Origin of the sequence: Corynebacterium sp. LK33, from assembly GCF_014334955.1 — a bacterium.
In the GTDB taxonomy this organism is placed as follows: domain Bacteria; phylum Actinomycetota; class Actinomycetes; order Mycobacteriales; family Mycobacteriaceae; genus Corynebacterium; species Corynebacterium jeikeium_D.
The window spans coordinates 316,109-328,176 of the sequence record NZ_PDGU01000011.1 but is presented as its reverse complement, the minus strand read 5'-3'; the positions used below and the strand labels follow the sequence as shown (position 1 = coordinate 328,176).

Here is a 12,068-nt window from a genome sequence, read left to right as displayed (position 1 = left end):
GGTAAAGGTCGAGTACAACAGCAAAAGGCAGGTCGAGCTCGCCGAGGCTGCATTAATTGAAGGCGTAAAAGAGCATTTACAAGCCCCGTGGGGAGAATACATGGGAGAGAGTTTCCGAAGAGTTTTGGGAACATTTATTGCGCGTGCAAAGTTCGCCTCGTATCAGTTTGAACAAGAATATCGGTATATAATAGGGGCCTACAGTACCTACAAGCCGAAAATTAACGAGTTGAACGGCCAGGAATATATGCCATTGGCGTGCTTTGATTCTGAGAATACTTGGATTCGACCTTTGCCATTGGTAGCTGTACGTCTAGGTAGACACTGTCTTCTCGAAATTAAGGATGTCCAAGCGATGCTGAACGCTGCTGGTATTGAGGAGTGTGACGTGTCCAGAGTGAAATAAACAGGTAGTCACGTCTTGCGTTAGGAACGAAGTTACATAGTGCAGTTTTCGAGGATGTATTGGGAATCTCTGCTGGCGTAAGTGCTGATTTGGACCGACATTTAGAGTTCGGGAAATGGATGGTCTCTCTTTCCTGCTTCTAGCCATACCTGGTACGTATCGATTTATGGTGCCGACAAAACTCGGAGAGTCTCTGAAAGCTACTTCATAGTGGAGGCTTCATTTTGTGGCTGATGCAGGTATGTGAGTATGAGTCTGAAGATTCTTTATCTCTGACAACGGAGCTGCTTCTTCACAGCATTAGAATGCTTTAGTAGAGAACTGTAATTGGTTTGACGCAAGAATTAGATTTAGTCTTTTGCAACACCAAGTTCGTCTGGTGAGCGAAGTAACCGTCGTATAACCTGTTCAAACGACCATATAAGGGTGATAACTAGGACGGGGTTGGCTGTAAGCCCCAGGGTGGCAAGCGTAACGATTGATTGAGCAATCAGTGAAGCGGCATCGTGCGAAATAGCCTTCTTTCGGGTGAATTCCATGATTTGGTCTAGTAGCGCAGTAAGGGCGTCAGCAGTGCGGTAAGTAGCTGATAGGGCGATCGACTTGGTTGTTGCAGATTCCTTAGAGTCTTCTTCTGGGAGCGAGGGAATCTGATCTTTTGGAGCTTCGTCCGAGACTGCTAACTTGTCAACAGTATCCTGAAGCGCAAATTCAAAATTTTGAAAGCTAATAGCAATCGAAGGTGTGGAGAGAAGCTCCTCAAGTGCCTGACTGATAGCCCCCGTATTGTTAAAAAGTGCGGAGTAATCGACTTCTGGTCCGAAAAACTGCTGGTCAAGGGCTTTAACCATTTTATTCATCGGTGATGACTGAATCTGGTGTATAAGACTGGGGATGGCAGCAGATATGCATTGCGAGAACTGTGCGACTGGGTCTATTTTTAGTTTTGCTCCACTCCTGTCAAGTGCTAAATTCGTATTTTTCGCAAAAGTATTTAATTGTTTTGCTAGTTCTTTCGCATTGGTCTCGTGCACCTGTTGCACGAAGTTGCTTAGGTCGGGGGTAACACCATGCAACGTTGGGTTTATCGCCTGCAAGCGCAAAGGCTTAGTGGGGTCCATCGGGGTGGCATCATTGTTCATAGTATGCATTTTAGGTTAGTGGGGGTGTCTGGTTCCCGCTGGAAGAACTAGTGTTTTGAACTACTGAGTGGCCGATTCTCCGGCAATGGTCCCGTCTACTAGATATGGGCTGAAACACTTTCAGTTTTTGGATTGGGAAACTCGGCTATGACGTGCTTCTCTTTCTTTTGACATAGAAGTCCATATTTGGCTGGTTGATTCAGAATCTAAGACTTTCATTAAAAGGTTAGGTGCCATTAAATCGAGTTGCATCTACCCCCAAAGGAAGATTCTGAATGCCCCATTCAGCTTGTTCTCGTCGTCAATGCTGGGCTGCTGCGCGCTGTACATGTCGTAGCGCGTAATGCTCACTTGAGTCTAGTTTTGTCTTCTTCTTTCTTAATCTGAGGTGATTTTCCAGAATCAGACTGCTATCGAGGAGTACGGAAGCTGGGGTGAATAGTTACGCTATGCGTGCAATCGCTTAACCGTGAACACCTTTCCCTCTTATTCCATTTCCGGTCATGAAACCGACAGGGCTGACATAGAAGTCAGTGGTACCCAGGTTCTATGCGCCGGCACGCTCTTTGCACTGGATCCCGTTATCGGCGCAATCCTGGGCTGGGCGTTTTCCGGTGACCGAGTGACCTGGTCGATGGCGCTGGGTATCGTGCTGATCGCGGCGGCTGGCGCGATTATTACCTGGCGCGGGGCGCGGGAGTCGCGCGAGCTGCGGGGGCTTGCGCAGTAAAAATGCGGATACCAGAACCCGCCGAAAAGTGGGGTCTCGACGTGTTCTGCTGGAAAACGACAGTGAATGCGGGTAAGTTTGTCGAAGATTTACTGTTTCTTAAGGTAATTCCCTGAAGCGGAAACACGCCTGATAGTTCCCACCGGCCGTGGGGAATCGCACATTGTGAGGAGAATGCACACGTGAAAATCACCTCTACTTTCCGTGGTTGGCGCCGAAAGGTTGCAGCCGTTGCGTCCGTAGTAGCTGTGGCTGCGTCTGCATTGACCATGGCGCCGGCCGCGAGCGCGGCGGGTGACCGAGGCTCGCTGCGTCCGGGTTGTGAGTGGGATTCGTACCAGTACTTCACCCAGAAGTGCCAGGTTTATTCGCCGGCCATGGATCGTAATATTCCGGTTCAGATTGTGGCCTCTGCCAATGGCGGTAACAAGGCTCTCTATCTGCTAGATGGCCTGCGTAGCCCGGCTGATGCCTCTGACTGGGTGGAGCACGGTAACGCCCCACGTACTTTTGAGGGATCCAACGTCAACCTGGTTATTCCAGGTGGTGGCGGCGGTAGCTTCTACACCGACTGGAAGCGTCCGTCGGTTAGTGTGCACGGTCCGTTTGTAAACATGTGGGAGACTTTCCTGACTCAGGAATTGCCGGTTTACCTTGAGCGTGAGTTCGGCATTTCTCGCACTGGTAACTCCATTGCAGGTCTGTCCATGGGTGCATCTGCTGCACTGTCGCTGGCATACAACCACCGAGACCAGTTCGGTCAGGCTCTTGCCTTCTCCGGTTACCTGCACACCACTGCGCCGGGTATGACTACTGCAATTGAGGCTGCTCAGCTGTCGGCTGGCTACAGCTCGTTCGACATGTGGGGTGCGCCTATGTCAGCGGAGCGTGTCCGCAATGATCCGTACCTGAACGTCGAGAAGATGAAGGGGCTGGATCTGGTTATTACCTCGGCAAATGGTGTTCCGGATGAGGTTCGTGACCCGAAGAACCTCTATCGTGTCGTCCCGAAGGCCGGTGGCGTTGCGCTGGAGTCGCTGTCCCGCTTGTCCACCCGCGAGTTTGAGTTGCGTGCTCGTACCTCCGGTCTGGATGCCACGTTTGAATACGAGCAGACCGGTATCCACGATTGGCCAACCTGGGATCGCAACCTCCAGAACTCCAAGGCCCGCATCGAAGGTTTCCTCGGAGCTTAAAACTAGAGCCTGAACGAAAAAGCCCCTATGCGCAGCAGATAGTCCGCAGCGCGTAGGGGCTTTCACATTCTGGGCTGTCGCTAGCGTGGCAACAAGAGGCAATCCGCCACGGGCACTAGGATGCTATGAGATAGAAACGTCGGTAACTTATCGGCGGCAACATCCCCGGTAGACCTTTCGGAAAGTGGTTGATACGTCTCATGGCATCACAGCCTGAACAAAAGCGGACACATACCCCGACAACGTCGTCAAGCCTTGCCGTTGAACGCCTGCAGCGGATTTTGCTGCCAAAGTTGGGTGAGCCCCGTGATGTCCGCTCGCTCTACTTGGTTGAGCCGGAGACTAATGCCGGTCGTGTGCAAGCGCATTCGCGCACGTCAGCCACCATTCCGGCGGGTGATGAAGTTAGTTTTGAAACCTACTTCAATGCTTTTCCGGCCAGCTACTGGCGCCGGTGGACGAATCTGGACAATGTTGTCCTGCGCCTGGAACTGTCCGGTACTGCGCGCGTGGACATTTACCGTTCGAAGATTGACGGTGCGCGTATCGCCGTGACCGGCGAAGTTGTCGGTGATCTGGGTGCGGCGGCTGAAGGTGCAGAAGCCAAGGTGGACGGCAAGGATGTGCACGTCTGCGAAATCCCAGTACCGCTGACGCAATTTGAAGACGGCGGCTGGATTTGGTTTGACCTCACCTGTGAGACGGACGTGGTAATCCACTCCGCAGGTTGGTACTCCGATATCGAGGCGCCGAGCCAGACGTACCCGGACGGCACGGAGCATCCGGCGCCGGAGGGGCGCGTCACTATCGGTATCCCGACGTTCAATCGCCCGACCGACGCAGTTGCTGCTCTTGAGGCGCTGTCCTCGGATCCTGAGGTCGATGCCATCATCGATGCTGTTTTGATGCCTGACCAGGGCACCAAGCACCCGGCAGACGAGCCGGGCTTTGATGCTGTCGCCGAGCACTTTGGTGACCGCCTGCGTATTTTCCCGCAGGGAAATCTCGGGGGTTCCGGCGGGTACTCCCGCATTATGTATGAGGCCCTGGGCGGTCCGGATTCGGATTCGAAGCGTGCGACCGATAGCCCGTTCATCCTCTACATGGATGACGACATCGCCATCGAACCGGATTCCATTCTGCGTGCGGTCGCTGTCGGCCGGTTCGCGAAGTCCCCGATGCTGGTCGGCGGTCAGATGCTGAACCTGCAGGAGCGCAGCCACTTGCACTCGATGGGTGAAGTCATCGGCCGCCATGACTTCATGTGGACTTCCGCTCCGCACGTCCACTATGACCACGACTTTTATGCGCACCCACTGCGCGATCGCGGGGAGCACGGCACTAACGCAACCGGTGAGGTTGTCGATTCGAAGGATCTTCACCGTCGCATCGATGTTGAGTTCAACGGCTGGTGGATGTGCCTGATTCCGCGCGTCGCCGCTGAGACAATCGGTCAGCCACTGCCGCTGTTTATTAAGTGGGACGATGCCGAATACGGTTTGCGCGCAGGTAAGGCAGGCTTTCCGACGGCCACGTGGCCGGGCGTCGCAATTTGGCATATGGCCTGGTCGGACAAAGACGATGCGATTGATTGGCAGGCGTACTTCCACCTGCGCAACCGCTTGATTGTCGCGGCTCTTCAGCACGAGGGCGATGCTGCCGGTATCGTGCGTTCCATGCGCAAGGCCACTTTCAAGCACCTTCTGTGCCTGGAGTACTCCACTGTTGCCATCCAGAACGAAGCCATGAAGGACTTCCTGGCAGGCCCGGAGCACCTGTTCGATATTCTCGAGTCCTCGCTGCCGCGCATCAATGCCCTGCGCAAGAGCTTCCCCGACGCGGTTGTGCTGCCGAGCGCAGGCGATCTGCCAAAGCCCTCCGGTATTCCGGGGGTTCCGACAAAGGATGTCGGTGGTCGTCTGGGCAAGCTGAAGAAGGTCGGTTGGCTGGCCAAGGGTCTGCTGCACAGCGTGCGCCCGGAAAACTCCGAGCACCATGCGGTGCCGCAGGCAAACCTGGCGCCGCTGGAGGCTCGTTGGTTCTCCCTGTCGCGTCTGGATGGCGCAACGGTCACCACCGCTGATGGCCGTGGCGTGGTGTATCGCCAGCGTGACCGCGACAAGGCCAAGGCTCTGCTGGAAGAATCCTGGGAGCTGCAAAAGCAGGTTGAGGAGCGGTTCGAGCAAATGCAGGCACGCTACCGCGCAGCCTATGACGATCTGACCAGTAGGAAGGCCTGGGCGAATGTCTTCGAAAATTAAAGGCGATCCGTTCGGCGAGTCCGACGTTCTCGTTAATATTCAGCACACGCTTAACGACGTCCCGGGTGTGCTGCCCACCGCGCGTGCCATGAGCTATTTCGGTGAGCACGCCCTTGGGTGGATGGGGCTCGCTGCCCTCGGGGCGGCGGTGGATAAGGAGCGACGCATTAGCTGGGCAAAGGTCGGTGTGGCCGCCTTTACCTCGCATGCGGCATCGGTGGTGCTTAAGCGCATTGTCCGTCGCCCGCGTCCCCATGACCGTCGTATAGCAATCGGCGTTGGTACGCCAAGCAAGCTGAGTTTCCCGTCCTCGCACGCGACGTCGACGACGGCGGCGCTGGTGGGGATTGCAAAGTTGGGTTACCCGGCAGCACCGGCCGTGGGCGTGCCGGCGATTATGCTCTCCCGCCTGGTGCTGGGAGTTCATTACCCGACGGATGTTGCTCTCGGAGCGGCGCTGGGTACAGCCACTGCTCTTGCGGTGGACAAGATAGGTGATAAGGTCATCGAGCCGAAAAAGGCGCAGCATAACCAGGGTGGACAGCCCTCCATTGCGGAAAGGAATGCACAGTGACACAGGCGGAGAACGACAACTTGGCCAATGTGTCGGCCAACCAGCGGCAAGCTTCTCAATCAAGGATTGGGTCCGAGCCGCACACTTCCGGTATCGATGAGCCTGCGCACCCGCAGGGGCATCCGCCGAAGAATCTGTTGGACGGCATGATCAAGGCGCTTCGCCCGAAGCAGTGGGTGAAGAATGTCCTGGTCATTGCGGCTCCACTGGCAGCCGGCAACGAGATCATGGACTCGGGACGTTCGATCGGTACGCTGACCGTCGACATCCTGGTGGCGTTTGTGGCCTTCTGTTTGGCCGCATCGTCGATTTACCTGATTAATGATGCCCGCGATGTTGAAGCTGACCGGGCGCACCCAACCAAGCGCTTCCGCCCAATTGCCGCTGGCGTACTGCCGGTGAGCATGGCGTACATTATGGCGGTCGCACTAATCATTGGTTCGATTGCGGTGTCCTGGTTCGCCTCTGAGGGGCCGGGGCTAGCAATTGTTGTGGCTGTATACATTGCACTGCAGCTCGGTTACTGCTTTGGCCTGAAGCACCAGCCGGTGATTGATATTGCGCTGGTGTCCTCGGGTTTCATGCTGCGTGCAATGGCCGGCGGTGTTGCTGCCAACATCAACCTGTCCCAGTGGTTCTTGCTGGTTGCCGCCTTTGGTTCGCTGTTCATGGCAGCCGGTAAGCGTTACGCTGAGCTGCTGTTGGCAGAGCGCACGGGTAAGAAAATCCGTAAGTCGTTGCAGGGTTACACCGCGACTTACCTGCGCTTTGTGTGGACCCTCGCTGCGACCGCCGTGGTGCTGAGCTACGCGCTGTGGGGCTTTGAGATGGGCCGCGCGCCGGGCACTTCATCGACTTCGGCTATTTGGTACGAGATCTCGATGGTTCCATTCACTGTGGCCATCCTGCGCTTCGCAGCTGACGTTGACCGTGGTGATGCGGGAAGCCCGGATGAGATTGCGCTCAAGGACCGTCCGCTGCAGGCACTGGCCGTCCTGTGGCTGCTGTCCATTGCTATCGCTGTCTACGCTGTCCCGACTCTGGGGTAGTTCCCAGTTCTTTTCCCTGTAAGCGAACTGCGATTTCCGTCGGTTTTCTCGTCGGGTTCGGTCGGGTTCGATTGGTAGCTGAAAGCCCATGCGCCGAGGGGTGCATGGGCTTTTTCTGTATTTCGTTAGTACTTAGGTTGTGTTTGGGGTTCTTGTAGGCGTGTTTTAGGTTTCTCAGTTAGTCCTACGGATCAGCCGGGGGGGCAGAATTACAATTTTGTAATTCCATGCTGGTAAACATTGTTTCTCCTTGTGGTGGATAGTTTTGGGGAGAAATGTGAGAAATATTACGGAATGATTACGATTTAAACTTGGATGTAGGGAAACGATTGAGTATCGTTACATACTCGAGATTCTTTTGTGGGGTCTCCAGTTGTCGCGTCACAACTGGAAGCAGAAAAGCGAAAGCTCGCGTAAGCGACTGCCTCCGAAAAGTCTGGCGCGGAGGTAAGTCCGAAAGTAAAGAGGAGAACGATGAGCTTTACTGCAGTGAGTCGTAACTTCACGGTGAAGGTCGTAGCTGCCCTTGTGGCTGTTGCAATGGTGTTTGGTGGCATCATGCTCGCATCCGCGAAGGATGCGAGTGCTGATCCAAACCGTGATCGACTGCGTCCAGGCTGTGAGTGGGATCCATATCAGTGGTTTGTTCAGTACTGCCAGGTTTTCTCGCCGGCTATGAACCGCAATATTCCGGTTCAGATTAAGGCGGCTACTGGTGGCGGCGATGCGTCTCTGTACATGCTCGACGGTCTGTGGGGCTTTAATAAGGGTGCGTCCGGTTGGATTTGGTCGGGCCACATTGCTCAGACCTTCGCCAACGACAACATCACTCTGGTTGCGCCGGCTGCTGGCGACGGCTCCTTCTATGCCGACTGGAACGATCCGGCCGTGACTTCCGAAGGGGTCAAGACTCAGAAGTGGGAGACCTTCCTGACTCAGGAGCTGCCGGTCTATCTGCAGCGTGAGTTTGGTGTCAACCCGAACCGCAACGCAATCGCTGGTTTGTCCATGGGTGCGGCTGCGGCGGTTTCTTTGGCAGCCCGCCACCGTGACCAGTTCAAGCATGTTACTTCGCTGTCCGGTTACTACCAGATGTCGAACGAGGTAGTTGCTACGGGTACCACTGCAATGGTGGCTAGCACTGGTGTAGTGAATCCGACTGGCATGTGGGGTCTTCCGGTTCCGGCTTCGGCGGAACGCCAGGCCCATGACCCTTCGATGCTGCTCGACCAGCTCAAGGGGCTGCCGATGTATGTTTCCTCCGCCCAGGGTGTTCAGAGCCTGTGGAGTGATCCGGAGGTTTTGAACCGTCCGGTGCCGCAGCTCCCTGACACCGTCTGGCGTGCCGTGATGGAGTCCGTATCCCGCGCTTCGACGCAGCGCTTTGAGCAGGATGCTCGCGCTGCCGGCCTCAATGCGCAGTTTGTCTACAGCCCGAACGGTATCCACTCGTGGGAGCTGTGGGGCCGTGATGCCGCGCTTGCTCGCCCGCACATTCTTCGGGCGCTGGGCCTTTAGGTCGATAGTTATTTCAGGGCGCTCTGGCGCGCTGACCTAGCGCTGGTGCTGGATGACTTCTTAAAGGGGGTAGCTTCTTAAGAAGTCTCAATTTTGAAGAAAGACCAATCCTTTTGTTGGGATTGGTCTTTTTTCTGTGTCGAGTCCGGGTTTGGATGCTGAGCGGAAGGTGTGGGTAACGGCCTACAGAGGGGCGCAAAGAGTTGCGCTGTCAAAGCTTGAATTCAGTTCCTTTTGCGTGTGTCTCCACGGTTTTTACCCGTAAGAGGGTAAACATGAGAGTCGAACCTTAAAGTAAAGGGTGAAGCTATTCAGGTAGCTATACCGTTTGTTTCGCAGAACGTGTGTGAGATTCTTCGTGCAGCGGCACGCCGGAGGAGGGGAACCTTCGGATACGTTGCTGGTCACCACGTAATTCTGCGAAGCCGAACGGTAAACGCATAGCTCTAGCGCCGCGTGATGCTATCTGCAGGTGCCTAACCGGCGCCGGTGCAACACTCAACGTCTCAAATAATTTCAACCAGCGACTTTGTAAAGGGAAGCCCTCTTATGCGCGTAACCGCTAGATTCCTCCGTGGTGGCCTCGGCAACAGCCGGAAGTCATCGCGGGCGTTGACCGCACTTTTGGCACTACCGTTGACTCTCGCTCTCGGTGCCCCTGCTGCAGTGGCGGCTCCCGAGCCAGCTCAGCCAGGTCTGCCTAGCTACGAGGAACTTCAGGCCGTTCAGGGGCAGTTGGCTCAATCTGAAGACCTGGGAGACCTTGCTAAGGCCGCTGAAGCAGCGCAAGCTGCTGGTGCGCAGCTACCTGGCCTGGGTATGCCGAAGCCGATGCCAGGGCCGGAGCGTACGCCATTTAAAGTCGATACTCCCGCAGTGGCGAACCTGCCCAGCGGAGTCAGCGTAGACAAGGTCGAGTGGTACACAGATCACCACGTCATTGCGCACATTCGCTCGGCTGCCATGCCGGAGAAGCCAATTCAGGTTGAGATTTTGCTGCCGCGCGATTGGTACCGCGACAAGGAGCGCACATTCCCGAGCGTCTATCACCTTGACGGTATGGCATCGTTTGATGACTACTCCGGTTGGATTCGCGCTACCAATATCGAGCGCTTCTACGAGGACAAGAATGTCCTGGTGGTTATGCCCGCCGGCGGTACATCGTCCTTCTACTCTGACTGGGATCAGCCGGATAACGGTCAGAACTACAAGTGGGAGAGCTTCATTACTAAGGAGCTCGTGCCGGTTATCACCAACGGCTTCCGCGGCAACGATGAACGCGGCATTATCGGTATCTCCATGGGAGCTACCGGTGCTTACAACGTTGCAGCACACTCTCCGGAGCTGTGGAAGTTTGCCGGTAGCCTCTCTGGTTACCTGGATATGACTTCGCCGGGCATGCCGCAGGCAATCTCTCTGGCGATGAAGAACACCGGTGGCTATGACGCGACGAAGATGTGGGGCCCGCTCGGTTCGCAGCGTTGGAAGGACAATGATCCGAAGCTGAACATCGACAAGCTCAAGGGCATGTCGCTGTACATCTCGGCGGGTAACGGCAACACCGGTGAGTGGGACGTGCCGTCGCAGATCGATCCGACGAAGCCGGACAATCCGACCGGTTACGCATTGGAAGTGCTTTCCCGCATGACCAGTGAGACCTTCATCCGAAATGCTCGCGAAAAGGGCGTCGAGCCGGTTGTGAACTTCCGGAGCTCGGGTACTCACACCTGGCCGTACTGGCAATTCGAGGTCAGTCAGGCCTGGCCAACGCTGGCCGATGCACTGCAGTTGCCGGAGTCCGATCGTGGCGCTGTCTGCCGCGTAGGTGGCGAGATTGAGAAGGCCGTTGCATCTCTGCCGGGAATTGGCACCTGCCTGTCGGATGAGTATGGTGTCGCCAAGAATGGCGTGGCTCAGGACTTTACCGGCGGTACCGCCTACTGGCACCCGGATTCCGGGGCACATGTGGTCTGGGGGCGCATCGGTTCGCGTTACAACGAGCTCGGTGGTCCGTCCTCGCCGCTCGGCTACCCAGTGACCAACGAACTGGCTACGCCGGATGGCTCGGGACGCTTCGTTCACTTCGAAAAGGGTTCGATTTACTGGACTCCGGAAGGCGGAGCCCACGAAGTCACCGGCGACATTATGAACGTCTGGGGCAAGGCCGGCTTCGAGACCGGTCCGCTGGGCTACCCAGTCGCCAACCACCGCGATATTCCGGGCGGTGTCGCCCAGGACTTCCAGGGTGGCACCATCGTCAAGATCGGCGGCGAAGAACCTCGCATCGTGCGTGGTGAAATCGGCCGTGTCTACAAGGAGCTCGGTGGCGCTGAGTCCGATCTGGGTCTGCCTGTCGACGGCGACGAGGTCAAGCTCGCCCGCGGCGCTTTCCAGCGCTTCGAACACGGTGCCATTTACTGGACTCCGGAAACTGGTGCACAGCCGGTGCGCTCCAACGACATCACTGACCACTGGGGCAGCACTGGCTACGAAAATGGCCCGTTCGGCTACCCGGTCGGCCCACTGCAGCCAGTCAAGGCCGGCGGTCTTGAGCAGCAGTTCGAGGGTGGCTGGATTCGTCAGCTCAACGGCAAGATTGTCGAAGAGCGCAATAAGCCAGAAGCGCCGGCCCCAGCCGCCGACAACGATGATGACAAGTAAGCCAACCAAAGCAGGGCACTGAATAAGGGATAGACAAATGTCCATGAACAAGTCCTTCCGGACACTGGCTACAACCACAGCTGTTGCGCTGCTGACCTTCGGAGTGGCCGCCTGTGGCAGCTCCACAGTGGAGTCTTCGGAGGTCACCTCGTCGACGACTACGAAGACCTCCACGACGTCGTCAAGCACGAAGACTTCTGCGCCGAAGTCGAGCGAAAAGTCTGCGCCGGAGATCACAGATCCCCAAGCTAAGCGCGTGGACGAAGCGCCCGATGGGCAGATGAAGCTCAGCGAGGCGGACGATTCATACCTCGGAGCGCTGGAAAAAGCGGGAATCGATGTTGATGGGGTGGAGGATCAGCTCATCGGCACAGGTCGCGCGGCATGCGCGGACGCACCGGAGGAGGAGCGTGAAGTCATCGCGCTGGCGATTGCCGGGCAGCTGGTCGCACAGGGGCGCTCACAGGAAAGCGCCGAGGAAGTGGCGAAGACTATTGCAAGCTCCGCTAAAAAGGCGTATTGCTAGCACTC

The 12,068-nt window shown here is 56.4% G+C and carries 10 protein-coding genes; 9 read left to right on the top strand and 1 reads right to left on the bottom strand.

Annotated features, from left to right (window positions below):
• A partial coding sequence (locus CRD20_RS04735) for a hypothetical protein (RefSeq protein ID WP_187404939.1) occupies positions 1–406 on the top strand: 406 nt, incomplete at its 5' end.
• A gap of 350 nt (positions 407–756) precedes the next feature.
• Here the strand turns inward: CRD20_RS04735 and CRD20_RS04730 are convergent.
• Complete coding sequence (locus tag CRD20_RS04730; protein ID WP_076772814.1) at positions 757–1,548, bottom strand: hypothetical protein; 792 nt, start codon at positions 1,546–1,548, stop codon at positions 757–759.
• A gap of 469 nt (positions 1,549–2,017) precedes the next feature.
• Between CRD20_RS04730 and CRD20_RS04725 the strand changes: the two genes are divergently transcribed.
• From CRD20_RS04725 to CRD20_RS04690, 8 genes are all read left to right on the top strand, one after another.
• Positions 2,018–2,278 carry a hypothetical protein gene (locus tag CRD20_RS04725; protein WP_255468711.1) on the top strand — a complete coding sequence of 87 codons (261 nt, stop codon included), beginning with the start codon at positions 2,018–2,020 and terminating at the stop codon, positions 2,276–2,278.
• Between the two features lie 182 nt (positions 2,279–2,460).
• Entirely contained in the window at positions 2,461–3,474 is a 1,014-nt protein-coding gene (locus tag CRD20_RS04720) for an alpha/beta hydrolase family protein (RefSeq protein WP_049193148.1), read from the top strand.
• Between the two features lie 200 nt (positions 3,475–3,674).
• Positions 3,675–5,735, top strand: a complete 2,061-nt coding sequence (locus CRD20_RS04715) for a glycosyltransferase (protein ID WP_070642618.1) — start codon at positions 3,675–3,677, stop codon at positions 5,733–5,735.
• Entirely contained in the window at positions 5,719–6,309 is a 591-nt protein-coding gene (locus tag CRD20_RS04710; protein ID WP_049190962.1) for a phosphatase PAP2 family protein, read from the top strand. The genes CRD20_RS04715 and CRD20_RS04710 overlap by 17 nt, the downstream gene beginning before the upstream one ends.
• 29 nt (positions 6,310–6,338) lie before the next feature.
• On the top strand, positions 6,339–7,358 hold the full coding sequence (locus CRD20_RS04705) for a decaprenyl-phosphate phosphoribosyltransferase (protein ID WP_049193199.1): 1,020 nt from the start codon (positions 6,339–6,341) through the stop codon (positions 7,356–7,358).
• 474 nt (positions 7,359–7,832) lie between these two features.
• Entirely contained in the window at positions 7,833–8,876 is a 1,044-nt protein-coding gene (locus tag CRD20_RS04700) for an alpha/beta hydrolase family protein (protein ID WP_187404938.1), read from the top strand.
• 549 nt (positions 8,877–9,425) lie between these two features.
• Positions 9,426–11,537 carry an alpha/beta hydrolase-fold protein gene (locus CRD20_RS04695; protein WP_187404937.1) on the top strand — a complete coding sequence of 704 codons (2,112 nt, stop codon included), beginning with the start codon at positions 9,426–9,428 and terminating at the stop codon, positions 11,535–11,537.
• A 37-nt stretch (positions 11,538–11,574) separates the two neighbouring features.
• On the top strand, positions 11,575–12,063 hold the full coding sequence (locus tag CRD20_RS04690) for a DUF732 domain-containing protein (protein ID WP_016421642.1): 489 nt from the start codon (positions 11,575–11,577) through the stop codon (positions 12,061–12,063).
• Positions 12,064–12,068 lie beyond the last annotated feature (5 nt).

Bases quoted from the DNA above. Each gene is read 5' to 3' on its own strand.
- CRD20_RS04700 (WP_187404938.1), top strand. From the start codon at position 7,833: ATGAGCTTTACTGCAGTGAGTCGTAACTTCACGGTGAAGGTCGTAGCT.
- CRD20_RS04690 (WP_016421642.1), top strand. From the start codon at position 11,575: ATGTCCATGAACAAGTCCTTCCGGACACTGGCTACAACCACAGCTGTT.
- CRD20_RS04730 (WP_076772814.1), bottom strand. From the start codon at position 1,548: ATGAACAATGATGCCACCCCGATGGACCCCACTAAGCCTTTGCGCTTG.
- CRD20_RS04715 (WP_070642618.1), top strand. From the start codon at position 3,675: ATGGCATCACAGCCTGAACAAAAGCGGACACATACCCCGACAACGTCG.
- CRD20_RS04695 (WP_187404937.1), top strand. From the start codon at position 9,426: ATGCGCGTAACCGCTAGATTCCTCCGTGGTGGCCTCGGCAACAGCCGG.
- CRD20_RS04710 (WP_049190962.1), top strand. From the start codon at position 5,719: ATGTCTTCGAAAATTAAAGGCGATCCGTTCGGCGAGTCCGACGTTCTC.